This window comes from Roseateles sp. FW301-B2 (assembly GCF_058788955.1).
Genome location: NZ_JBYTBE010000024.1, coordinates 1 through 23,253, shown reverse-complemented (window position 1 = coordinate 23,253; position 23,253 = coordinate 1). Strand labels below are relative to the sequence as shown.

General features: G+C 67.8%; 20 protein-coding genes. 13 read left to right on the top strand and 7 right to left on the bottom strand.

Features of this window, described 5'->3' with window-relative positions; translation table 11 throughout:
• Window positions 1-63 precede the first annotated feature (63 nt).
• From argG to AC3WQY_RS16510, 3 genes are read left to right on the top strand one after another with little or no spacing between them, the layout of a single operon-like run.
• Window positions 64-1,404 (top strand): argininosuccinate synthase, encoded by a 1,341-nt coding sequence (argG, locus tag AC3WQY_RS16520; RefSeq protein WP_285231767.1) that lies wholly within the window; start codon window positions 64-66, stop codon window positions 1,402-1,404.
• A complete protein-coding gene (locus AC3WQY_RS16515; RefSeq protein ID WP_492709666.1) occupies window positions 1,401-1,898 on the top strand; it encodes a putative pterin-binding protein in 498 nt (165 codons plus the stop codon). The genes argG and AC3WQY_RS16515 overlap by 4 nt, the downstream gene beginning before the upstream one ends.
• The gene (locus AC3WQY_RS16510) at window positions 1,899-4,130 is read left to right on the top strand and encodes an ATP-binding protein (RefSeq protein ID WP_492709665.1); all 2,232 of its coding nucleotides are present in this window, start codon (window positions 1,899-1,901) and stop codon (window positions 4,128-4,130) included.
• A gap of 16 nt (window positions 4,131-4,146) precedes the next feature.
• Here AC3WQY_RS16510 and murB read toward each other — a convergent pair whose 3' ends face one another.
• The gene (gene murB / locus AC3WQY_RS16505) at window positions 4,147-5,220 is read right to left on the bottom strand and encodes a UDP-N-acetylmuramate dehydrogenase (protein ID WP_492709664.1); all 1,074 of its coding nucleotides are present in this window, start codon (window positions 5,218-5,220) and stop codon (window positions 4,147-4,149) included.
• A gap of 65 nt (window positions 5,221-5,285) precedes the next feature.
• On the opposite strand from murB, the gene AC3WQY_RS16500 reads away from it, so the two are divergent.
• Window positions 5,286-5,780: a YajQ family cyclic di-GMP-binding protein gene (locus AC3WQY_RS16500; RefSeq protein WP_285231763.1), complete on the top strand. Its 495-nt coding sequence runs from the start codon at window positions 5,286-5,288 to the stop codon at window positions 5,778-5,780.
• A gap of 8 nt (window positions 5,781-5,788) precedes the next feature.
• Window positions 5,789-6,442 carry a retropepsin-like aspartic protease family protein gene (locus tag AC3WQY_RS16495; RefSeq protein ID WP_492709663.1) on the top strand — a complete coding sequence of 218 codons (654 nt, stop codon included), beginning with the start codon at window positions 5,789-5,791 and terminating at the stop codon, window positions 6,440-6,442.
• Here AC3WQY_RS16495 and AC3WQY_RS16490 read toward each other — a convergent pair.
• Window positions 6,419-7,438 carry an isoaspartyl peptidase/L-asparaginase family protein gene (locus AC3WQY_RS16490; protein WP_492709662.1) on the bottom strand — a complete coding sequence of 340 codons (1,020 nt, stop codon included), beginning with the start codon at window positions 7,436-7,438 and terminating at the stop codon, window positions 6,419-6,421. The genes AC3WQY_RS16495 and AC3WQY_RS16490 overlap by 24 nt on opposite strands.
• A 125-nt stretch (window positions 7,439-7,563) precedes the next feature.
• Here AC3WQY_RS16490 and AC3WQY_RS16485 point away from each other — a divergent pair, with 125 nt between their 5' ends.
• From AC3WQY_RS16485 to ileS, 7 genes are all read left to right on the top strand, one after another.
• Window positions 7,564-8,763 carry an acyl-CoA dehydrogenase family protein gene (locus tag AC3WQY_RS16485; protein WP_492709661.1) on the top strand — a complete coding sequence of 400 codons (1,200 nt, stop codon included), beginning with the start codon at window positions 7,564-7,566 and terminating at the stop codon, window positions 8,761-8,763.
• Between the two features lie 10 nt (window positions 8,764-8,773).
• Window positions 8,774-9,883, top strand: coding sequence for an acyl-CoA dehydrogenase family protein (locus AC3WQY_RS16480; RefSeq protein ID WP_492709660.1), 1,110 nt, complete (start codon window positions 8,774-8,776; stop codon window positions 9,881-9,883).
• A gap of 29 nt (window positions 9,884-9,912) precedes the next feature.
• The gene (locus tag AC3WQY_RS16475) at window positions 9,913-10,896 is read left to right on the top strand and encodes a P1 family peptidase (protein ID WP_492709659.1); all 984 of its coding nucleotides are present in this window, start codon (window positions 9,913-9,915) and stop codon (window positions 10,894-10,896) included.
• Window positions 10,897-10,901: 5 nt separating this feature from the next.
• Window positions 10,902-11,630 (top strand): pseudouridine synthase, encoded by a 729-nt coding sequence (locus AC3WQY_RS16470; protein WP_492709712.1) that lies wholly within the window; start codon window positions 10,902-10,904, stop codon window positions 11,628-11,630.
• Window positions 11,631-11,812: 182 nt separating this feature from the next.
• The gene (locus AC3WQY_RS16465; protein ID WP_492709658.1) at window positions 11,813-13,654 is read left to right on the top strand and encodes an ATP-binding protein; all 1,842 of its coding nucleotides are present in this window, start codon (window positions 11,813-11,815) and stop codon (window positions 13,652-13,654) included.
• A 38-nt stretch (window positions 13,655-13,692) separates the two neighbouring features.
• Entirely contained in the window at window positions 13,693-14,739 is a 1,047-nt protein-coding gene (locus AC3WQY_RS16460; RefSeq protein ID WP_492709657.1) for a bifunctional riboflavin kinase/FAD synthetase, read from the top strand.
• A gap of 108 nt (window positions 14,740-14,847) precedes the next feature.
• Window positions 14,848-17,697 carry an isoleucine--tRNA ligase gene (gene ileS, locus AC3WQY_RS16455; protein ID WP_492709656.1) on the top strand — a complete coding sequence of 950 codons (2,850 nt, stop codon included), beginning with the start codon at window positions 14,848-14,850 and terminating at the stop codon, window positions 17,695-17,697.
• Between the two features lie 42 nt (window positions 17,698-17,739).
• On the opposite strand, the gene AC3WQY_RS16450 is transcribed toward ileS, so the two are convergent.
• Entirely contained in the window at window positions 17,740-18,246 is a 507-nt protein-coding gene (locus AC3WQY_RS16450; RefSeq protein ID WP_285231754.1) for a DUF1269 domain-containing protein, read from the bottom strand.
• 197 nt (window positions 18,247-18,443) lie between these two features.
• On the opposite strand from AC3WQY_RS16450, the gene lspA reads away from it, so the two are divergent.
• Window positions 18,444-18,941 (top strand): signal peptidase II, encoded by a 498-nt coding sequence (gene lspA, locus AC3WQY_RS16445; RefSeq protein ID WP_285231753.1) that lies wholly within the window; start codon window positions 18,444-18,446, stop codon window positions 18,939-18,941.
• A 33-nt stretch (window positions 18,942-18,974) separates the two neighbouring features.
• Here the strand turns inward: lspA and AC3WQY_RS16440 are convergent, their stop codons facing one another.
• Genes AC3WQY_RS16440 through AC3WQY_RS16425 form a run of 4 tightly spaced genes read right to left on the bottom strand, consistent with a single transcriptional unit; the run spans window position 18,975 to window position 22,942 of the window.
• Window positions 18,975-19,637, bottom strand: coding sequence for a cohesin domain-containing protein (locus tag AC3WQY_RS16440; protein WP_492709655.1), 663 nt, complete (start codon window positions 19,635-19,637; stop codon window positions 18,975-18,977).
• 27 nt (window positions 19,638-19,664) lie between these two features.
• On the bottom strand, window positions 19,665-21,449 hold the full coding sequence (locus tag AC3WQY_RS16435; RefSeq protein ID WP_492709654.1) for a dockerin type I domain-containing protein: 1,785 nt from the start codon (window positions 21,447-21,449) through the stop codon (window positions 19,665-19,667).
• A 31-nt stretch (window positions 21,450-21,480) separates the two neighbouring features.
• Window positions 21,481-22,557, bottom strand: a complete 1,077-nt coding sequence (locus tag AC3WQY_RS16430) for a TolB family protein (RefSeq protein WP_492709653.1) — start codon at window positions 22,555-22,557, stop codon at window positions 21,481-21,483.
• Between the two features lie 25 nt (window positions 22,558-22,582).
• Complete coding sequence (locus tag AC3WQY_RS16425; protein ID WP_492709652.1) at window positions 22,583-22,942, bottom strand: Ig-like domain-containing protein; 360 nt, start codon at window positions 22,940-22,942, stop codon at window positions 22,583-22,585.
• Window positions 22,943-23,253 lie beyond the last annotated feature (311 nt).

Genomic DNA, 23,253 nt, shown 5'->3' with positions numbered 1-23,253 from the left:
GAAAATACACGCCCAGCAGGGCCCATGTCGCGGCCTCCTTCCGAGCTTTTCCCCGAGCCCCCCATGTCAACCATTCTTCAGCACATCCCCGCCGGCCAGAAGGTCGGTATCGCCTTCTCCGGCGGCCTGGACACCAGCGCGGCCCTGCACTGGATGCGCAACAAGGGCGCCATCCCCTACGCCTACACCGCCAATCTGGGCCAGCCCGACGAGCCGGACTACGACGAGATCCCGCGCAAGGCCATGCAGTACGGTGCCGAGAAGGCGGTGCTGGTGGACTGCCGCGCGCAGCTGGTGCACGAGGGCATCGCCGCGCTGCAAAGCGGCGCCTTCCACATCAGCACCGCCGGCGTGACCTACTTCAACACCACGCCGATCGGCCGTGCCGTAACCGGCACCATGCTGGTGGCCGCGATGAAGGAAGACGATGTCAACATCTGGGGCGATGGCTCCACCTTCAAGGGCAACGACATCGAGCGCTTCTACCGCTACGGCCTGCTCACCAACCCGGCGCTGAAGATCTACAAGCCCTGGCTGGACCAGACCTTCATCGACGAGCTGGGCGGCCGCGCCGAGATGTCGGCCTTCATGAGCAAGGCCGGCTTCGGCTACAAGATGTCGGCCGAGAAGGCCTACTCCACCGATTCCAACCTGCTGGGCGCCACCCACGAGGCCAAGGACCTGGAGCACCTCAACTCGGGCATCAAGATCGTCAACCCCATCATGGGCGTGGCCTTCTGGCGCGAGGACGTGGCGATCAAGGCCGAGGAGGTCTCGGTGCGCTTCGAGGAGGGCATGCCGGTCGCGCTCAACGGCGTCGAGTACAGCGACCCCGTGGCCCTGCTGCTGGAAGCCAACCGCATCGGCGGCCGCCATGGCCTGGGCATGAGCGACCAGATCGAGAACCGCATCATCGAGGCCAAGAGCCGCGGCATCTACGAGGCGCCTGGCCTGGCCCTGCTCTTCATCGCCTACGAGCGCCTGGTGACCGGCATCCACAACGAGGACACCATCGAGCAGTACCGCGAGAGCGGCCGCAAGCTCGGCCGCTTGCTCTACCAGGGCCGCTGGTTCGACCCGCAGGCCATCATGCTGCGCGAGGCCGCGCAGCGCTGGGTGGCGCGCGCCGTCACCGGCGAGGTGGTGCTGGAGCTGCGCCGCGGCAACGACTACTCGCTGCTGGACACGCGCAGCCCCAACCTGACCTACCAGCCCGAGCGGCTTTCGATGGAGAAGGTCGAGGACGCGCCGTTCTCGCCGGCCGACCGCATCGGCCAGCTGACCATGCGCAACCTCGACATCGTCGACACGCGCGCCAAGCTGGCCACCTATGCCCAGGTCGGCCTGCTGGCGCCCGGCTCGGCCAGCGCCCTGCCCCAGCTCAAGCACGACGACAAGGCGTGAGCCTCGTGCGGCGCGCGCTGTTGACCCTGGCGGCCTCGCTGTGCCTGCCCGTCTGGGCGCTGGATGCGCCCAGCGGGCCGGTGGTGCTGAGCATCGCGGGCACGCTGCAGCAGCCCAACCGGGACGGCCGCGCGCTGTTCGACATGGCCATGCTGGAGCGCCTGCCCCAGCACAGCTTCACGACCAAGACGCCCTGGTACCCGGCGGCGCACAAGTTCACCGGCCCCCTGCTGCGCGATGTGCTGGCGGCGGCGGGCGCGCAGGGCAAGCAGATCGAGGCGATCGCGCTCAACGACTACAGCGTCAGCATCCCGATGGACGACGCCCGGCGCTACGCCGTGATCGTGGCGCGCCTGATGGACGGCGAGCCCATGTCGCTGCGCGACAAGGGGCCGCTGTTCATCATCTACCCCTTCGATGTCGAGCCGGTGCTGCGCAACAGCATCTACTACAGCCGCTCGGCCTGGCAGCTCAAAGCCCTGGAAGTGCGCTGAGTGCCCGCGACCCCGCAGCGCCGCCGCTGGCGCCTCCTGCTGGCCGCCATGGGCGGCCTGTTGGCGCTGGCCTTCGCGGCCGTGGGCCTGCTGCAGACGCGCCAGTACGAGCTGCTCAACGCCACGCACCGCTACCAGGACGATTACCTGGTCTGGAGCCTGTTCCAGTACGAGGTGGAATTCCTGCGCCTGCGCCTGCTGCTGGAGCAGGCCGCCAGCGCCGCGCCCACGGTGGACCCCGAGCAGGTCGAGCAACGCTACGAGATCTTCGTCAGCCGCCTCAAACTGATCGAGGGCGAACATGCCACCAAGGTGCTGGCCAACCATCCGCATTACCGCGCCACCGTGGAGCGCAGCCTGCAGTTCGTCGACTGGGCCGACAAGCTGCCGCTCAACGCCCGCTATGTGCGCGAGCATGCCGAGCAGCTGCGCGAGGTGCAGGCGCGCATGGAGCTGCTGGCCGCGCCGATCCGTGAACTCTCGCTGACCGCCTCGCACCATGTGGCGGCCCAGGTCACCGAGCGCAACCAGATGGTGCAGGACCAGAGCCGGCTGAGCCTCTGGCTGACCCTGCTGCAATGCGGGTTGACGCTGGGCTTCGCCTGGGTGATCGTGCGGCAGTTCCGGCGCCTGGACCATTACGCCCATGAACAGGAGACGCTGGCCGAGCATCTGCAGTCGGCGCAGCGCCAGGCCGAGGCCGGCAGCCGTGCCAAGAGCGCCTTCCTGGCCAATATGAGTCATGAGCTGCGCACGCCCATGCATGGCCTGCTGGGCATGCTGGGCCTGCTGCGCGATTCGCCGCTGAGCGCGCCGCAGCAAGCCCATCTGCAGGCGGCGCAGGACTCCGCCAAGCATTTGCTGGCGGTACTGAACGACATCCTCGACGTCTCCAAGATGGAGGCCGGCGAGCTCAGCATCCAGCCCGAGCCGATCCGCCTGGCGGCGCTGCTGCGCGAGCTGGAGGAGCTGAGCGCGCCGCAGGCACGCGCCAAGGGGCTGGAACTGACGCTGCAGATCGGCTCCGAGCTGCCCGACTGGGTGCTGGCCGACCCGACCCGGCTGCGCCAGATCCTCTTGAACCTGATCAGCAACGCCATCAAGTTTTCCGAGCGCGGCCGCGTCGGCCTGCGCCTGAGCCGCGAGGTCGATGCGCTGGGCCTGGAGCTGCTGCGCTTCGAGGTCAGTGACACCGGCATCGGCATGGACGCCGGCACCCAGGCGCGGCTGTTCCAGCGCTTCAGCCAGGGCGATGCCAAGCGCTCGCGCCGCTTCGGCGGCGCCGGCCTGGGGCTGGAGATTTCGCGCAATCTGGCGCGCGCCATGGGGGGCGACATCCACGTCAGCAGCAGCCTGGGCCTGGGTTCGGTGTTCACGCTGGAGCTGCGCCTGCCGGCCTGCGCGGCGCCGCTGCCAGCCTCCGCGGCCACCGCCGCGCCGGCCCAGCCCGCGCAAGCGCCGCGCCCGCTGCACATCCTGGTATCGGAAGACAACGCCACCAACCGCGCCTTCCTGGAGGCGGTGCTGAGCCGCCTGGGCCACCGCGCCGAGTTCTGCGAGAACGGCTTCGACGCGCTGCAGCAGCTGCGCGCGCAGGACTTCGATCTGGTGCTGATGGACCTGCACACGCCGATGATGGACGGCTTCCAGGCGGCGCGCCTGATGCGTGGCCTGCCGGCGCCCAAATGCGATGTGCGCATCGTCGCGCTCTCGGCCGACGCCTTCGAGGAATCGCGCCAGCGCGCGATCGCCTCGGGCATGGACGGCTTCCTGGCCAAGCCGGTCAGCATGGAGGCGCTGGCGCGCTTCCTGGGTGATGCAGCGGGCGATGCGGCGGGGGATGCGGCGGCCAGCGCCCAAGCGCTAAGGCCCGAGGCCGCGGGCGTCGACATCGACATGGCCGCCATCAGCACGCTGCGCCAAAGCCTGTCGGACGCCACGCTGCAGCATCTGTTCCGCACCTTCCTGGGCAGCGTGCCGAAGTTCGAGGCGGCGCTGCGCGCGGCGCTCGAGAGCGGCAGCGCCGAGGCGCTCTACCAGTCGGCCCACAGCATCAAGGGTGCGGCCGCCAATCTGGGCCTGCGCTTTGCCGCCGCGCCGGCGCTGGCGCTGGAGCTTGCGGCCAAGCAGGGTGCCACCGACCAGGCCGGCCTGCGCCAGCTCACCGAGACCCTGCTGCAGCAGCTGACGGCCAGCGCCGCCACCCTGCAGCGCCACCAATTGCTCGGTTAGTGCGGCGCAGCGCAGCTCAGAGCACGATGGGCTCGGGCTCGAGCCGGATGCCGAAGCGCCCGTAGACGCTCTCCTGGATGGCGCGCGCCAGCGTCACCACCTCGGCGCCACGCGCCTCGCCGCGGTTCACCAGCACCAGGGCCTGCTTCTCGTACACGCCCGCGCCGCCCACCGACTTGCCCTTCCAGCCGCAGGCGTCGATGAGCCAGCCGGCCGCCAGCTTCACGCTGCCGTCGGCCATCGGGTAATGCACGATATGGGGGTCGCGGCCGATGATGTCGCGGCATTGCTCGGCGCTCACCACCGGGTTCTTGAAGAAGCTGCCGGCATTGCCGATGCGCGCCGGGTCGGGCAGCTTGGCGCGCCGGATCTCGCACACCCAGGTGAAGATCTGCGCCGCCGTCGGCGCGCTGATGCCGCTCTCCTGCATCTTGCGCTCCAGGTCCAGATAGCCCAGCACCGGCTGCCAGGGCTTGGGGCAGCGCAACCGCACCTTGGTGATGACGCTCTTGCCCGCCAGGCCGCCAAAGCCGCTCTGCTTGAAGACGCTGTCGCGATAACCGAAGCGGCAGACGCTGGCGGGCAGCAGCGCCGGCCGGCCCGTCACCAGGTCGATCACCTGCACGCTGTCCAGCCGGTCCTTCAGCTCCACCCCATAGGCGCCGATGTTCTGCACCGGCGCCGCACCCACCGTGCCGGGGATCAGGGCCAGGTTCTCGAGCCCCAGATAACCCTGCTCGATCGCCCATTGCACCGCCTCGTGCCAGAGCACGCCCGCGCCAGCCTCGATAATCCAGGCGTCTTCGCGTTCTTCCAGCAGGCGCAAGCCGGGAATCTCCATCTTCAACACCACGGCGGTGACATCGCGCGTCAGCACGATATTGCTGCCGCCGCCCAGCACGAACTTGGGCGAGCGCCCCAGTTCGGGGTGATCGACCACGCGGCGCACATCGGCTTCACTGCGGATGCGCACCAGGCGCGCGGCGAGCGCGGGCAGTCCGAAGCTGTTGTAGGGCTTCAGATTGACATCGCGCTCGATGTCGAGCGCCGGCGAGCCGGGTATGGGGGGATTTACAGCTTGTTCCTGCATGGCAGAATTTTCCCAGATCGAGGGGCACGAAACCGGCCCCTTCCCTTTCGCAGAGAAAAAACAGCATGCCCAGCTTTGACACCAAGCTCGAACCCAATATGGTCAACATCGGCCATGGCGTGGACAACAGCAGCAAGGAAATCAACACCCGCTTCGACTTCAAGGGCACCAGCGCCCAGGTCGAGCTGAAGGAGAAGGAAAAGGAAATCCACGCCACCGGCGACAGCGAGTTCCAGCTCGAGCAGATCGAGGTGGTGCTGTACGGCAAGCTCACCAAGCAGGGCGTGGTGATCAGCTTCCTGGAGAAGAAGGACAAGATCGAGAAGCTCGGCGGCGACAAGGTGCGCCAGGTCTACAAGATCAAGATGGGCATCGAGGCCGATCTGGCCAAGAAGCTGGTGGCCGCGGTGAAGAACAGCAAGCTCAAGGTGCAGGCCTCGATCCAGGGCGACACCGTGCGCGTGACCGGCAAGAACCGCGACGATCTGCAGACCGCGATCGCGCTGTTCAAGAAGGACTTCGCCGACGTGCCGTTGAGCTACGACAACTTCCGCGACTGAGACCCGCCATGCTGCTGCCACGTCTTGCCGCCCTGACCCTGGCGCTGCTGGCGCTCGGCAACGCCCATGCCCAGCCCAATGTCAGCCTGCAGGGCAGCCTGGGCAGCAAGGCGGCGCTGCTGATGATCGACGGCGAGGCGCGCACGCTGACGCTGGGCCAGACGGTGCGCGGCGTGCGCCTGCTGAGCCTGGAGGAAGGCCGCGCGCTGGTCGAGATCGAGGGGCGGCGCGTCAGCCTGCAGATGGGCGCGGCGCAGGTGCGGCTGGGCGATGGCGCGGCCGCCGCCAACAGCGGCCGCCAGATCGTGCTCAGCTCGGGCCCGGGCGGGCACTTCACCAGCGTCGGCAGCATCAACGGCAAGAGCACGCAATTCCTGGTCGACACCGGCGCCACCAGCGTTGCCATCAGCCAGGCCGAGGCCGAGCACATGGGGCTCAAGTACCGCGACGGCCGCCGCGTGCTGACGCAGACCGCCAACGGTGCGGCGCCGGCCCATGTGGTCACGCTCAACACGGTGCGCATCGGCGATGTCGAGGTGCGCAATGTCGAGGCCATCGTCATCCCGGCGCAGATGAGCCATGTGCTGCTGGGCAACAGCTTTCTCTCGCGCTTCCAGATGAAGCGCGAGAACGATGTGCTAACCCTCGACCTGCGCTTCTGAGGCGTAGATCGCCGCCACCGGCGCCTCGCCGACCCTGGCGTAGCCGCGGTACATGCCCTCGGTATTGAAGGGCAAGGCGACCTCGCCATTCGCGGCCACGGCGATCAGACCGCCGCGACCGGCGATGGCCGGCAATTTCTCCATCACCACCCGGCGGCTCGCCTCCTGCACCGACAGCCCCAGGTATTCCATCAGGGCCGAGACATCGTGGGCGGCGCAGCTGCGCATGAAGGCCTCGCCGGTGCCGGTGCAGGAGATCGCCACCGTCGCGTCATTGGCATAGCAGCCGGCGCCGATGACGGGCGAATCGCCGACGCGGCCGACCTGCTTGTTGGTCATGCCGCCGGTGGAGGTGGCGGCCGCCAGATGGCCCTGGGCATCCAGCGCCACCGCACCCACGGTGCCGAACTTGCTTTGCTCGTCGATCGGGCCTGAGATCGGGTCTGACGCTGCCTGCTTGAAGGCCAGCGCCTGGCCATCGTGGTCCAGCAGCACGCCGGCCTCGGCCTGCTTGGCACGCTGCAGCTGCTCCAGGCGCAGCGGCGTGCCGAACCAGTCGGGCGCCACCTGCTCCAGGCCATGGCGCGCGGCAAAGGCATCGGCCGCCGCACCGATGAACATCAGGTGCTCGCTGTGCAGCATCACGGCGCGCGCCGCCAGCACCGGGTTGCGGGTGCGCGTGACGCCCGCCACCGCGCCCGCGCGCAACGTGGCGCCGTCCATCACGCTGGCGTCCAGCTCATGGCTGCCGGCGGCGGTATAGACCGCGCCCTTGCCGGCATTGAAGAGCTCGCATTCCTCCAGCTGCCGCACCGCCTCCACCACCACATCCATGGCCGTGGCGCCGGCCGCAAGCCGGGCCTGGCCGTCGCCCAGGATGCGCTGCAGGGCGCTCAGGTAGGCGGCCTCCTGCTGGGGCGAACTCTTGCTGCGCAGCAGCGTGCCGGCGCCGCCGTGGATGGCCAGCACGGGCCTGGCTTGCTTGTGGGTGTTCATGAGGGTCCTGAGGGCTGCGTCAGGCCGGATTCTTCCATCCCTTGCACGCCCCTGGGCTGTCTCGGCAGAGACAGCCGAAAAACGAACGACCGTGCTAAAAAGCGCCCATCAGCGAAGGAGCACGCATGGACCTGAACTTCACCACCGAGGAGCTTGCCTTCCGGGCCGAGATCCGCCAATGGGTGGCCGCAAACCTGCCCGCCGACATCAGCCACAAGGTGCACAACGCGCTGCGCCTGAACAAGGACGATTTGCAGCGCTGGGCCAAGATTCTGGGCAAGCAGGGCTGGCATGGCTGGGCCTGGCCGAAACAGTTCGGCGGCCCGGGCTGGAACGCCGTGCAGCGCCATCTGTTCGAGGAGGAATGCGCGCTGGCCGGTGCGCCGCGCGTGGTGCCCTTCGGCCCGGTGATGGTGGCGCCGGTGATCATGGCCTTCGGCTCGCCCGAGCAGCAGCAGCGCCACCTGCCCGGCATCATGAGCGGCGAGGTCTGGTGGAGCCAGGGCTATAGCGAGCCGGGCTCGGGGTCGGATCTGGCGTCGGTGAAGTGCAAGGCCGAACGCCGGGGCGACAAATACATCGTCAACGGCCAGAAGACCTGGACCACGCTGGGCCAGTACGGCGACTGGATCTTCTGCCTGGTGCGCACCGACAGCAGCGGCAAGCCGCAGACCGGCATCTCCTTCCTGCTGATCGACATGAAGTCGCCCGGCGTGACCGTGCGCCCCATCATCATGCTGGACGGCGAGCATGAGGTGAACGAGGTGTTCTTCGACAACGTCGAGGTGCCGGCCGAGAACCTGGTGGGCGAGGAGAACAAGGGCTGGACCTATGCCAAGTACCTGCTGGCCCACGAACGCACCAATATCGCCGACGTGAACCGCGGCAAGCGCGAGCTGGAGCGGCTCAAGCGCATCGCCAAGGCCGAGGGCGTCTATGAGGACGCCCGCTTCCGCGACCAGATCGCGCTGCTGGAGGTGGACATCGTGGCGCTGGAGATGATGGTGCTGCGCGTACTGTCGGCCGAGAAGAGCGGCAAGCAGTCGCTCGACGTGGCGGGCCTGCTGAAGATCCGCGGCAGCGAGATCCAGCAGCGCTACAGCGAGTTGATGATGCTGGCCGCCGGCCCCTATGCCCTGCCCTTCATCCAGGAGGCGATGGAGGCGGGCTGGCAGGGCGACCAGGCGCTGAGCAGCCTGTGGCCGCGCGGCTCCACCCATTGCGCGCCGCTGGCCAGCCACTACTTCAACTATCGCAAGACCACCATCTACGGCGGCTCGAACGAAGTGCAACGCAATATCGTCGCGCAGACCGTGCTCGGCTGAGGAGACAGACATGGACTTTGATTTCACCGAAGACCAGGAATCGCTGCGCGACGCGGTGCGCCGCTTCGTCGACAAGGACTACGGCTTCGAGCACCGCCGCGCCACCGTGCGCGCCGGCGGCTTCTCGCGGGCCAACTGGGAGGGCCTGGCGGGCCTGGGGCTGATGGGGCTGGCGGTGCCCGAGGCGCATGGCGGCATGGGCTTTGGCGCCATCGACGCGATGGTGGTGATGGAGGAGCTCGGGCGCGGCATCGTGCTGGAGCCCTATGCCCAGGCCGCGCTGATCGCCCCCGCCGTGCTGCAGCATGCCGGCGCCGAGGTGCAGGCGGCCTGGCTGCCGCGCATCGCCGCTGGCGAGGCGCTGGTGGTGCTGGCGCACCAGGAACGCAGCGCGCGCTACCGCCTGGACCAGGTGGCCACCTTGGCTGAGGGCCAGGTCTTGACGGGGGCCAAGAGCCTGGTGCCCGCCGGTGCGCATGCGGATGCCTTCATCGTGCCGGCCCGCACGGCCGCCGGCATCGCGCTCTACCTGGTGGAACGCGGCGCGGCCGGCGTGGGCACGCGCCCCTACCTGCTGCAGGACGGCTCGGCCGCCGCCGAGCTGAGCCTGGACAAGGCCCCCGCCACCCTGCTGGTGCCGGCGCCGCAGGGCCTGGCGGTGCTGGAACTGGCGGCCGATATCGGCATCGCCGCGCAGGCCGCCGAGGCCGTGGGCGCGATGGACAAGCTGGTGGCCATCACCGCCGAATACCTCAACACGCGCAAGCAGTTCGGGGTCGCGATCAGCAGCTTCCAGGCCCTGCGCCACCGCATGGCCGACGTGAAGATGCAGCTGGAGCTGGCGCGCTCGATGAGCTACTACGCCAGCCTCAAGCTGGGCGAGCCGGCCGAGGCACGCCGGCGCGCGCTCTCGCAGGCCAAGCTGCAGCTGTGCCAATCGACGCGCTATGTGGGCCAGCAATGCACCCAGCTGCATGGCGGCATCGGCGTGACGGACGAGTACATCTCCAGCCACTACTTCAAGCGCCTCACCGCGATGGAGATGCAGTGGGGCGACAGCCTGCATCATCTGGGCGAGGTTAGCGCACGCATGCAGGACCAGGCCGGCGTGTTCGCCTGAGTGTCTCAACTGAGCGGCACAATCGCCGCATGGCGATAGAAACTGGCATCACTGCGGTGGCCGGCCTCAAGGTCGGCCATTTCACCGACACGCGCCGCCCCACCGGTTGCACCGTGATCCTGTGCGAACAGGGCATGGTGGCCGGCGTGGACGTGCGCGGCGCCGCGCCGGGCACGCGCGAGACCGACTTGCTGCGCCCCGAGAACACCGTGGACCGGGTGCACGCCGTCCTGCTCAGCGGCGGCAGCGCCTTTGGCCTGGACGCCGCCAGCGGCGTGATGCGCTGGCTGGCCGAGCGCGGCCATGGCCTCCGGGTAGGCCCGGCCTGCGTGCCCATCGTGCCGGCGGCCGTGCTGTTCGACCTCTGGCTGGGCGATCCACGCGTCACCCCGGATGCCGACGCCGGCTATGCCGCTTGCGAGGCCGCCCGTGCGGCGCCGCCCGCGCAGGGCAGCGTGGGCGCCGGCAGCGGCGCCAGCGTGGGCAAGTTGTTCGGCCCCGAGCGCGCCATGAAGGGCGGCATCGGCACGGCGGCGGTCTGCGTGGACGGCATCACGGTGGCCGCCATGGTGGCGGTGAACGCCGTCGGCGATGTGATCGACCCGGCCACCGGCCAGCTGCTGGCGGGCGCACGCGATGCCCAGGGCCGCCTGCTCGGCAGCGCGCAGGCGATGCTGCATGGGCGGCTGCCCGCGCGCCTGCTGAACGGCAGCGCCACCACCATCGGCGTGGTGGCCACCGACGCCATGCTCGGCAAGGCGCAGGCCTGCAAGCTGGCCCAGATGTCGCATGACGGCCTGGCGCGCAGCATCAACCCGGTGCACACGCCCAGCGATGGCGACGTGATGTTTGCGCTGGCCAGCGGTGGCAGCGGGCGCAGCGCCGACCTGACCTTGCTGGGCACGCTGGCCGCCGAAGTCACGGCACAGGCCGTGCTGAATGCCGTGCGCCATGCCGTCGGCCTGCCCGGCCTGCCCGCGGCCGCCGAGCTCTCAGCGACAATTGCGCCATGAGTACGATGCGTTTGTCCCAGATCCTGTTCTCGCAAGGCTTCGGCACCCGCCGCCTGTGCGCCGGCCTGATTTATAACGGCGAGGTCAAGGTGGCCGGCGAGGTCGTTGACGACCCCGAGGCCGAGTACGAGACGGCGGGTTTCAGCTTTGAAGTCAGCGGCAAGACCTGGCCCTTTTACGAGAAGGCCCTGATCCTGCTGAACAAGCCGGCCGGCTACGAATGCTCGCAAAAGCCCAAGCATCACCCCAGCGTGATGAGCCTGCTGCCCGCCCCCCTGCGTGAGCGCAATGTGCAGCCGGTGGGCCGGCTGGACGAGGACACCACGGGCCTGCTGCTGCTCACCGACGACGGCGCCCTGATCCACAAGCTCACCAGCCCCAAGCACCATGTGCCCAAGATCTACGAGGCGCGCTGCAAGCATGAGGTCACGGACGAGCAGCTGGCGCGCCTGCTGGCCGGCGTGGAGCTGCGCGAACCTGAATCGTCAACTCCGACCAAGCCGCACCATAAGCCCGAACAGGTGCGCGCCGAAGGCGCCGAGCGCAGCGACAGCCATGGCCTGCGCCTGACCCTCATCGAGGGCAAGTACCACCAGGTCAAGCGCATGGTGGCGGCGGTGGGCAACCGCGTCGAGGGCCTGCACCGCCCGCGCTTCGGCGCCCTCAGCATCCCCGACGGGCTCAAGCCCGGCGAGTGGATCTGGATCGCGAGCCCCGCACTGATCACGCCCTGATCACGCCCGATGGGGGCTTTCCCGCGCGGCGCGCGCGCCACGGCCCAGGGTTGTTCCTAGGCGTCCTGTCACATTCCCTGTGTAGAAATCGCGGCTGGTAACAGGCCCGTCGCAGCGGCGCGTCTGTGCATCGCGCAGGAGCCAGGCGAAGACCATGGCCGCGCTGTTCGGGAATCATGACAATGACTGCTGAGTCCGCGAGGGACAGAGGGCAAGAGGTCAATGCCAATATCGCTGCCCAGGTCCAACTGGAGCAATTGGCCTCGCTCTATGAACTGACGTTGCTGCCCACGGCCTGCGGCGTGCTGTTCTGCATCTTGCCGCTGGTGCTGCTCTGGCAGCAGCTGCCGCAGGCACTGCTGCTGAGCTGGTTTGCCGCGCGTGCCGCGGTGGCGGCGCTGCGCTGCAGCGATGTGCTGAGCTTCCGGCGCGCCAGACCTGGCCCCGAGCAGCTGCAGCCCTGGCGCCAGCGCTACCTGGCCCTGCTGAGCCTGGATGCGCTCACCTGGGGTGCGATGGGCTGGTATTTCCACACTCCGGCCATTCCGGAACTGGACGGCATCATCCTGGCGTCCATCATCGGGCTGGGCGCCGTGGGCATGTTCTCGCTGGGCGGAGTGACGCGCGCCCATCTGCTGTTCTCCGGCATCACGTTCGCGCCCCTGGCCCTCTACCTGGGCCTGCAGAACAGCCCGGCCGGCTGGTTCTCGCTGCTCGGGCTGGGCCTGTTCCTGGGCGTTTCGCTGTTCGAATCGCGCCGCATCGAGGCGCGCCATGCCGAGTTGCTGCGCCTGCGTTTCGAGAACGCCCATATCGCCGAGCAGCGCCGGCAGGCCCTGCAGTCGGCCGAGCATTCCAGCACCAGTAAGAGCCGCTTCGTGGCCGTGATGAGCCATGAGATCCGTACGCCGCTGAACGGCATCCTGGGCATGACCCAGCTGCTGGAGCGCTCCAGCCTGGACGCGCAACAGCGCGAACAGGTGGACATCGTGCGCCGCTCCGGCCGCCACCTGCTGACCCTGGTGAACGACATCCTGGACCTGGCGCGCATCGAATCGGGCAAGCTGGTGGTGGAAGCGCATGCGCTGGAACTGGCCGAGGCGGTGGACGACGTGTGCCGCCTGCTGGCCCAGACCGCCAAGCAAAAAGGCCTCGCCTTCGACTACCGCCTGGCGCCGGGCCTGCCGCGGCTCATCATGGGTGACGCGCCGCGCATCAAGCAGGTGCTGCACAACCTGATCGGCAACGCGATCAAGTTCACCGAGCGCGGCAGCGTCTCGGTGGAGGTGTCCACCGTGCTGGACATGCGCGCGGGCACCTTGCTGCACGTGGCCGTGCGCGATACCGGCGCCGGCATCCCCGCCGACCAGATGGAACGCGTGTTCGCACCCTTCGAGCAGGCCGACAACACCAAGCCGCGCCAGCACGAGGGCAGCGGCCTGGGCCTGACGATTTCGCGCGAACTGGCGCGCGCCATGGGCGGCGACCTGCGCTGCGCCTCCATGCCCGGCCAGGGTTCGGTGTTCGAGTTCACCCTGCCTCTGCAAGCCGGCCCGGCGGCGGCGGTGCCGCCACCGCTCGCCGGCTCCCTGCCTCTGCCCACCCTGCGGGGTCGGGTCTTGCTGGTGGACGACAGCGCCGTCAATCTGCTGGTGGCGTCCACCATGCTGGAGCGCTGCGGGCTGACGGTGGACCAGGCGGAGAACGGCCGCGACGCCCTGCAGCGCATGCAGGCCACGCCCTACGACCTGGTGCTGATGGACTGCCAGATGCCGGAGATGAACGGCTTCGAGGCCACCCAGGCCTGGCGCCAGCATGAGACGCGCGAGGCCCTGCCGACGCGCACGCCCATCGTGGCGCTCACGGCCAGCGCGGTGAACAGCGATCGCGAGCGCTGCATCGAGTGCGGCATGGACGACTACCTGGTCAAACCCTTCGAGATGGACGACCTGACCACCCTGGTGCAGCGCTACCTGCCCGGGGCGGCCGCGGCGCCGGCGCGGCCGGATTTCGCACCGGCTTGATGCCTGAGCGCGTCATTGCGGCCGGATAATCTCGCCCCATGCAGGTTTTCCGTGGTTTCCAACATCCAGGCATTGCCGGCGCTTGCGCGCTGACGATAGGCAATTTCGACGGCGTCCATCGCGGCCACCAGGCCATGCTGGCCCTGCTCAAGTCCGAGGCCCTGCACCGGGGCCTGCCCTCCTGCGTGCTGACCTTCGAGCCGCATCCGCGCGACTTCTTCGCCGCCAGGCTGGGCAAGCCCGAGCTGGCGCCCGCGCGCATCGCCACCCTGCGCGACAAGCTCAGCGAGCTGGAGCGCTGCGGCATCGACCAGGTGGTGGTGCTGCGCTTCGACGAGCGCCTGGCGTCCTTGAGCGCGCAGGACTTCATCCAGCGCGTGCTGCAGCAGGGCCTGGGCGCCCGCTATGTGCTGGTGGGCGACGATTTCCGTTTCGGCAGCAAGCGCCAGGGCGACTATGCCACCCTGGACGCCGCTGGGCGCCAGCAGGGCTTCGACGTGGCGCGCATGATGAGCTACGAGGTACATGGCCTGCGCGTCAGCAGCTCGGCGGTGCGCGAGGCGCTGGCCAGCGGGCAGATGGAGGCCGCGGCGCAATTGCTGGGCCGCTGCTATTCGATCTCCGGCCATGTGGTGCATGGCCAGAAGCTGGGCCGCAGCCTGGGCGAGAGCAGCGCCGGCGCGGCCGACGGTTTTCGCACCCTCAATCTGCGCTTCCCGCACAGCAAGCCGGCCGCCATGGGCATCTACGCGGTGCGCACCCATGGCCTGGCAGACCGCCCACTGGACGGCGTCGCCTCGCTGGGCGTGCGCCCCACGATCGAGCAGGCCGGGCGCGTGCTGCTGGAGGTGCATGCCTTTGACTGGCCGCCGGAACTGGGGCCCGAGGGCGCCTACGGTAAACTTGTGCGCGTGGAACTCCTGCACAAACTGCGCGATGAAGCCCGCTACGAGGGGCTGGACGCCTTGACGGCCGCGATCCGTCAGGACGAGACGCAGGCGCGCGCCTACCTGGCCAGCCATGCCGCCACCCATGCCGCCTCCCATGCCACCACGGGGCGCCAGACCACCCGCGACCGAATTTGACGCGCTGAGCCTGCCCTCAGCCCGCGTGCCGCGATCAACGCCTTGGGCACGCACCCCTCATCTCCGGTGGGCCAGCCCCGCCCCACCGTCTGCTCCGCAAAGCCTGCCATGACCGATACCAAAACGGACTACCGCGCCACCCTCAATCTGCCCGACACCCCCTTCCCGATGCGCGGCGACCTGCCCAAGCGCGAGCCGGGCTGGGTGAAGGAATGGGAGGAGCAAGGCGTCTACAAGAAGCTGCGCGACGCGCGCTGCGGCGCGCCCAAGTTCGTGCTGCACGACGGCCCGCCCTATGCCAATGGCCAGATCCACATGGGCCATGCGGTCAACAAGATCCTCAAGGACATGATCGTCAAGGCGCGCCAGCTGGAAGGCTATGACGCTGCCTACATCCCCGGCTGGGATTGCCACGGCCTGCCGATCGAGAACCAGATCGAGAAGACCTACGGCCGCGGCCTGCCGCGCGACGAGGTGCAGGCCAAGAGCCGCGCCTACGCCACCGAGCAGATCGACCAGCAGCGCGCAGACTTCAAGCGCCTGGGCGTGCTGGGCGACTGGGACCGCCCTTACCGCACCATGGACTTCAAGAACGAAGCCGGTGAGATCCGCGTGCTCAAGCGCCTGTTCGAGCGCGGCTTTGTTTACCGCGGCCTGAAGCCGGTGTACTGGTGCTTCGATTGCGGCTCGTCGCTGGCCGAGTTCGAGATCGAGTACGCCGACAAGCAGAGCCCGGCGGTGGACGTTGCCTTCCTGGCCGCCGAGCCGGCCAAGCTGGCGGCGGCCTTCGATCTGCCCGCCCTGAGCAAGCCCGCCTACACGGTGATCTGGACCACCACGCCCTGGACCATCCCCGCCAACCAGGCGCTCAACCTCAACCCCGAGCTGAGCTATGCCCTGGTGGACACGCCCCAGGGCATCTACCTGGTGGCCGAGGCCCTGGTGGAGAAATGCCTGGCGCGCTGGCAGCTGGAAGGCCAGGTGCTGGCCACCACGCCCGGCAAGCGCCTGGAGCTGCTGAAGTTCAAGCATCCGCTGGCCCATGTGGATGCAGGCTTCGACCGCGAGAGCCCGGTCTACCTGGCCGACTACGCCACCGCCGACGACGGTACCGGCGTGGTGCATTCGGCCCCGGCCTACGGCCTGGACGACTTCCAGAGCTGCATCTCGCATGGCCTGGCCTTCAAGGACATCCTCAACCCGGTGCAGGGCAATGGCGTCTATGCGGCCGAGCTGCCGCTGTTCGCCGGCCAGCACATCTGGAAGGCCAATGCGGTGATCGCCGAGGCGCTGCAGAACGCCGGCCGCCTGCTGGCCCACAGCAAGCTGATGCACAGCTACCCGCATTGCTGGCGCCACAAGAGCCCGGTGATCTACCGCGCCGCCGCCCAGTGGTTTGTGCGCATGGATGAAGCGGAATCCGGCACGACGGGCGTATTCACCGTCGACAAGGCACCGCAGACCCTGCGCCAGACCGCCCTGGCCGCCATCGAGGCCACCAACTTCTACCCCGAGAACGGCCGCGTGCGCCTGCGCGACATGATCGCCGGCCGGCCCGACTGGTGCATCTCGCGCCAGCGCAGCTGGGGCGTGCCCCTGCCGATCTTCCTGCACAAGGACAGCGGCCAGCCGCACCCCCGCACCCTGGAGTTCATCGAGCGGGCCGCCGAGCTGGTGGAAGCCGGTGGCGTGGAAGCCTGGGCCAAGCTGGATCCGGCGGAGTGGCTGGGTGATGAGGCCGAGCAGTACAGCAAGGGCAGCGACATCCTGGACGTGTGGTTCGACTCCGGCTCCACCTTCCAGCATGTGCTCAAGGGCAGCCATGCCGGCGCCGCGCACGAGAACGGCCCCGAGGCCGATCTCTACCTGGAAGGCCATGACCAGCACCGCGGCTGGTTCCACTCCTCGCTGCTCATCAGCTGCGCGCTGAACGGCCGCGCGCCCTACAAGGGCCTGCTGACCCATGGCTTCACCGTGGACAGCAAGGGCCACAAGATGAGCAAGTCGAAGGGCAATGGCGTCGACCCGCAGGACACCAGCAAGAAGCTGGGCGCCGAGATCATCCGCCTGTGGGTGGCGGCCTCCGACTACTCGGGCGATATCGCTGGCGACGACAAGATCCTCGCTCGCGTGGTGGACGGCTACCGCCGCATCCGCAACACCTTGCGCTTCCTGCTCGCCAACGTCTCGGACTTCGATGCCAAGGCCGACGCCCTGCCGCTGGATCAGTTGCTGGAGGTGGACCGCTACGCCCTCGCCCGCGCCAGCGCCTTCCAGGAGGAGATCCTGGCGCATTACCAGCGCTACGAGTTCCACCCGGTGGTGGCCAAGCTGCAGGTCTATTGCTCCGAAGACCTGGGCGCGTTCTACCTCGACCTGCTGAAGGACCGCCTCTACACCACCGCGCCCAAGAGCCTGGCGCGCCGCTCCGCCCAGACCGCGCTGTGGCAGCTGACCCAGGCCATGCTGCGCTGGATGGCGCCCTTCCTCAGCTTCACCGCCGAGGAAGCCTGGAAGGTGTTCGACGGCGGCCATGCCGATGCCAGCATCTTCACCGAAACCTACTGGAAGTTTGACGGCGCCGATGCCGCCCTGCTGGCTAAGTGGGCGCGCGTGCGCGAGATCCGCGAGGCGGTCAACAAGGCCATCGAGGATGTGCGCAGCGCCGGCGGCGTGGGTTCATCGCTGCAGGCCGAAGTGGCGCTGGGCGTCAACGCGCAAGACCTGGCCCTGCTGCAAAGCCTGGGCGAGGACCTGAAGTTCGTGCTCATCACCTCGGCCGCCACGGTCAGCCTGGCCGATGAACTGAGCGTCGCGGTCACCCCCTCCGGCCATGCGAAGTGCGAGCGCTGCTGGCATTACCGGGCCGACGTGGGCATCAGCCCGGCACACCCCACCATTTGCGGGCGCTGCGACAGCAATCTGCATGGTGCAGGCGAAAGCCGGCAGGTCGCCTGATCGGTACGACAAGGGCGCCGCAGCGCCCTTGTTTCGTTCTTCTCACGGAAAGGCCGGCACATTGGGCTCCAGCCCCTCGAAGTGGGCTTCCGGCCGCGTGCGCGCCAGCAACTCCTCGATCTCGGTGACACGCGTGCGCGGCACGTCCACCATCAGCAGATACTGACCCTGGTTCAGGGCGGGTTGGAAGCGCGTCAGGCGCCGGCTCGGCGTGGAGCTGCCAATCATGCTGGACGACCAGGTGCCCAGCACCGCGCCCAGGCCGGCCATCGCGATCACCACGCCGGCAGGTGTATGGGCGCCCAGGTTGTACGCGACCGCGACGCCGGCGGCAGCACCCAGGCCCGCCCCCAGCAACAGCCCGGTCTGGGCCGCCTGCACCAGGTCCGAGGTCTGCAACACATTGGCCGCATGCAGGCCGGTCATGTCAACGCCCTCGCTGGCGACAAAGTGAATATGCTGCTCGGCGATCCGGGCCAAGAGCAATTCGTTCATGGTGCGGGTGGCGCTTTCCAGATTCGGCAGCAACCAGTAGATGCGTTTGCGCATGATGGACTCCTTGCCCCCGAGGACGCGGACGACGGTCCGCAAGCTTCAAACCCTGGACGCCCTTCCCTTTTACGCCGGTCTGGCGGCAAGCTCAAGAGCCCGCGCTCCGAAACCCCGGGCTGCGGGGTGCCGCAACGGCTCCGCTACAGTAGCGCCCTCGGCCCAAGCCGGCCCCAAACATCAGCATTCGCCCAGCCATGTCGTCCAAGCGTTCCAGTTCTTCACCGCGTCTGTCGCAATGGCTCGCCATTGCCGCCCTGATCATCATCCTGGATCAGTTGACCAAGGTGCTGATACTGGCCAGCTTCCAGTTGCACGACAGCCACTATGTGACCGCCTTCTTCAATCTGGTCCGGGTGCACAACACCGGCGCGGCCTTCAATTTCCTGGCCGGCGCGGCCGGTTGGCAGCGCTGGTTCTTCGTCGCCCTGGGCGCCGCGGCCACCGTCTTCATCGTCTGGATGCTGCGCCGTCACGGCCAGCAGGCGCTGTTCGCCTGGGCCTTGTCGCTGATCCTCGGCGGCGCCATCGGCAACGTGCTGGACCGCTTGATGCACGGCTATGTGGTCGATTTCATCCAGCTGCACTGGGCAGGCTGGTATTTCCCGTCCTTCAACGTCGCCGACAGCGCCATCACCGTGGGCGCCGTCTTGCTCATCCTGGACGAATTGCGGCGCGTGCGTCGCGGCGGCTGACAAGGGGCGCCGCAGGCGCCCCAGCGGGGAAGATCAAATTTCCTTGCGCCGTCTGCGCAGTACCGCCGGGCCGGCATAGGCGCCCATGAAGGCCAGGGCCAGCAAGCCGTAGCTGGAGGGCTCCGGAATCACGCGCACGCAGCGCCCTTCCGCACCGGTCGGGTCCACATTGATGCAGGCCTGCCCGAACTGGACGTCCAGCGACTGCGCAAAGCCGTCGGCATCGACCGCACCGGTGATGTTGCGGTCATAGTCCGGGCTCGGGCCAAAGCGCAGCAGGCTGCTACCGGTATTGCTCGCATCGGACATGAAGCTCAACGTCATCAGGGTGAAGCTGTTGAGTTGGTTGGTGTCCAGATCCGCGTCCGATGAGAACGAGGTCGCGAACAGGTCAATGTTGCCTGGGGCCGGCGTATCCAAGACGAGGGAGCCTGACCCCCACAAGCCGCCCAGTTGGTCGGTGTTGAATGCCACGCCAACATAGCTCAGCAGCGACGCGTCATAGAGCAGATGCAGGTCGTAGCCCGACACGAAATCGCTGGCGAGCCCGCTGATGTTCACATTGACCGAGAAGCTGGCGCTGTTGCCCACGGTCATTGCGGCCGGATCAAAGCTGACCACGATGGTCGCGTTCGCTGGCGCCACACCGCACAAGGCAGCCGCCGCCAGTCCCAAACTTGCAATCAGTTTTTTCATGATGGGTCTTTCCAGTACAGGTTGCGATTACTTGGCGCAGTTGGGCCGCGTGCACTTGAGCGCGCAGGTCCGTGCATCGTTGACGGTGATCTTGCCGTCGCCGTTGGCGTCGCGCGGGTCGTTGGCGGTCGGCGTGCTGCCGATGCCGGCCTGGATCAAGGCGATGTCGCCGGAGTCCACATCACCGTCACCATCGACGTCGCAAACCAGCAGCTTGCTGTTGATCGTCAAGTCATAGAGCACCGGGGTCTCGTTGCTGGCGTTCATCTGCAGGCGCGTACGCACCTGTACGTAGCGGCCGCTGGCGGTGAAGTTGGTGTTCTTGACCACCGGCTGATAGGGCTGCAGATCGAGCGCCGCCGGGTTGTCGGAAGCCCGTGCCACCACATCGACGCTGGCGCCGGTGGGCACGCTGTCGGTCCAGTTGATCTTGCCCCATTCGGTGCCACTGGCGCCGCTGTCGTACACCACCGTCCAGGTGCCCAGCTTGTTCACCGTGGTGTTCTTGGTGGTGAGGCCGGAACCATCGGTGTACACATACGGATATGCACCCGTCGGCAGGAAGCCGACCAGCGTGCCGTCCGTGCCGCGGTACTTGGTGGTGCGGTAGGTACTGGTATTCATCACCCAGACATCGTTGTTGCCGTCCACCATCACGCCATAGGTCTGTCCACCCTCGCTCTTGGCCCAGAGAAGGGTGCCATCGGGCTTGTACTTGCGGATGCCTGAGTAGTCGGTGGACAGGATATTGCCCTCGCCGTCGACGGCAATGCCGGCGCCGCTATAGCTGTGGGGGCTGCGTGCCCAGCTGTTGGCCACCGGGTCATAGGCGGCCCAACCATAGCCACCCGCATAAGGTGCCTGGTAGATCTTGCCATTGCCCTGCGCGATGCCGTAGTTGTAGGGGTGGTAGGGGCTGGCGATCTGGCCAGAGGCCCCGGTGTTGGTATCCACCCGGCCCACGCCGCCCACGCCCGAGCCTATCGTGGCACTCCAGAGAATGCCGTTCTTGTCGACGGTGCAACCGTAGGGATTCCAACCGGACAGCTGTACATACGGCAGCGCGCCGGGCCCGATCGGCAGCGTCGCACCGTTGGCCGGATCGACACGGTAATAGCGTGCCTGATTCCAGATCCCCACCCACAGCTTGCCATCGGGGGCAATGCAGACCGAGCGACCGAACGAGGTACCGGTGCCAATCGGCGCCGTCCAGGCCACACGCTCGTCCAGAATGCCGGCATTCGTGTTCGAGGCCATGGCCATCATCTCTGCGGCCTGGATACCCGGTGTGCCGTTACTCTCGCCGGAGGTATCGATCACGCCATTGCCGTTACGGTCGATCGCCGAATCGACCAGGATCTTCACCAGATAAGGGGGGGAGCCAAAGCCATCCATGCGATTCAGCACATAGGCGTTACCGTCGACGTCGATGGCAATGCGCGAAGGATGGCCTCCGGCGCTAGTCATCGGGGCACCAGCATAGGTTTTGTAGCGCGCCACCTCCTTGCCCGGGGCCACCACATTGTGGGTGACCGGGTCGAGCTGGTCGGTGGTGTCGAACTTGGACACCGAGTCTTCGTTGTGGTTGGCGACGAAGATGTACTTGGAGCCCACGCCGATCAGATTGACCTGCAGCTGGTTTGGCACAACGACGAAGTTGAGATTTTCTATCGTGCCCAGCGAGAAGTCGGCGTTCAGCGTGTAGGTCTTGCTGGCCGCCAAGGCGCTGCCTGGCAGCGTGGCCAGCGCCATCATGGCGCTCAAGAGGCACAGTCGCGGGGCGCTCGGCTGACGCCGTGACATGGTTTGCATGCGCATAAGAACTCCTGGCATCAATGAAGGGCTATTTGAGGCTGGCAAGCTGGGCTGACGATCGGCCGGCGTAGACCTGGATACCGACGTCGAAGCCCTCGCTGCCGGACAGGCGCTTGATGGCGCCGCTGGCGAGATCAAGTACAAAAATCTTGCCGCCGCTGGGCAGTTGCTCGACGAAAAATATGCGCTGGCTGTCCGCGGACCAGCGCGCATCCATCACATCGTTCACGCCGCCATGCAGCTGTCGCGCTTCGCTGCCATCGGCATTCATGACTTGCAGCAACGGCCGGGCCGATCCTGGCGGGATGGTCAGGAACAGGATGTGCTTGCCATCGCCGGCCCATTGCGCCTGCCCATGGCGGCCGTCCGCCTTGGTGAGTTGCACGCGCGCGCTGCCATCGGCGGCCATCGCGATCACATGCGAGGACTGGCCCTTCATGAAGCTGAAAAGCAGCCGTCCGCCATCGGGCGACCAGACCGGCGGCGTCTCCATCGCGCGCTCCTTGTTGGTGCTGACGATGCCGGACTTGCCCGACTTCAGGTCCGCCACCGCCACCCGGGGCGCAGACTCCGGGTTGCTGGCCAGGTAGGCGATCTTGTCGCCGGTGGGCGCGAAGCGTGGCGATGTCTCATCATCGGCGGTGGAATCGGTGAGCCGGCGCTGCCGTCCGCCATCGGCGTCCATCAGATAGATCTTGCGCGCGCCACCGCGCGAGGCCACGAAGGCAATCGTGCGGCCATCGGGAGACCAGCTCGGCTGCGTGCATGGCAGCTCGTCCTTGGTGAGCTGGCGGGTCGTGCCGGTGGCCAATTCGGTCAGGTAGATGTTGAGCATCTCGCCGGGCCTGGCCTTGCTGTAGAGCACCTTGCTGCCATCCGGCGACCAGGACATCTCGCTCGCCTCGCCGCGCTCCGGCAGCACGCGCTGCACCTGCTCGCCGCTGGCCGACATCCGGTACAGCTCGAACACGCTGTTGCTGCGGTTCGACATGAACAGCAAGTCGTCGGGCGCCGCCAGCGGCGCCGCGACGGCCACGCTGGCCCCAAGCCAGGCGGCCAGCATCGCCGCACGTCCCGCCAATCCGAGTTGAAGCTTCATCGACATCACCCTGCCTGCTGATACGTTGCGCTCAAGGCAGCACGGCGACGACGGCCTTGGCCAGCGTCCTGCCGCCGCTGTCCGTCACGCTGATGGTGTAGGCCCCGGACTGCGACGGCGTCAGCGTGTAGCTGAGCGCACCCTCCGCGCTGGTGACCGCGCTGATGCTGGTGCTGCCGCCACCGGGCGCGCTGACCACCACCGTCACCGCCGCATTGGGCTCAAAGCCCTTGCCGTCGAACTTGCTGGCTAGCGCCGGCTTGCCCACCGAGGGGCCGCTGAAATAGGGCGTGGCGGCCCAGGCGCCCAGGGCCAGCAACGCGCCCCCCAGAGCGAGGGCCGGTGAACGCAAGGCGGCCAGAACCGGCATGCGCAAGAGGCTGTTCTTCATAGCGACAACTCCGCCCTCGATGAACCGCAACAGGGCCGTTGGCCATGGCGACGAGGCAGCGCCATGCCTGACCCGCGGCGCGAGGCCCGATCGACCAGGCCTGCCGCAGGGTGAGCTGCCCGGCCGTCCGAGACCTTGCAGCAAACCGAGGCACCATTGAAATTCGGATCGGCGTGCACCGCAATTGCCATTCGGCAAACTCGCGATCCAAAGGCACTTCAAGCTAGGGAGAACGACGGCAAAACCCCCGTAAAGCGGGGGGGTGGACCCGGCGCCGGGCAATACCTGACCCCCTGCCCCCTGACCCCGCC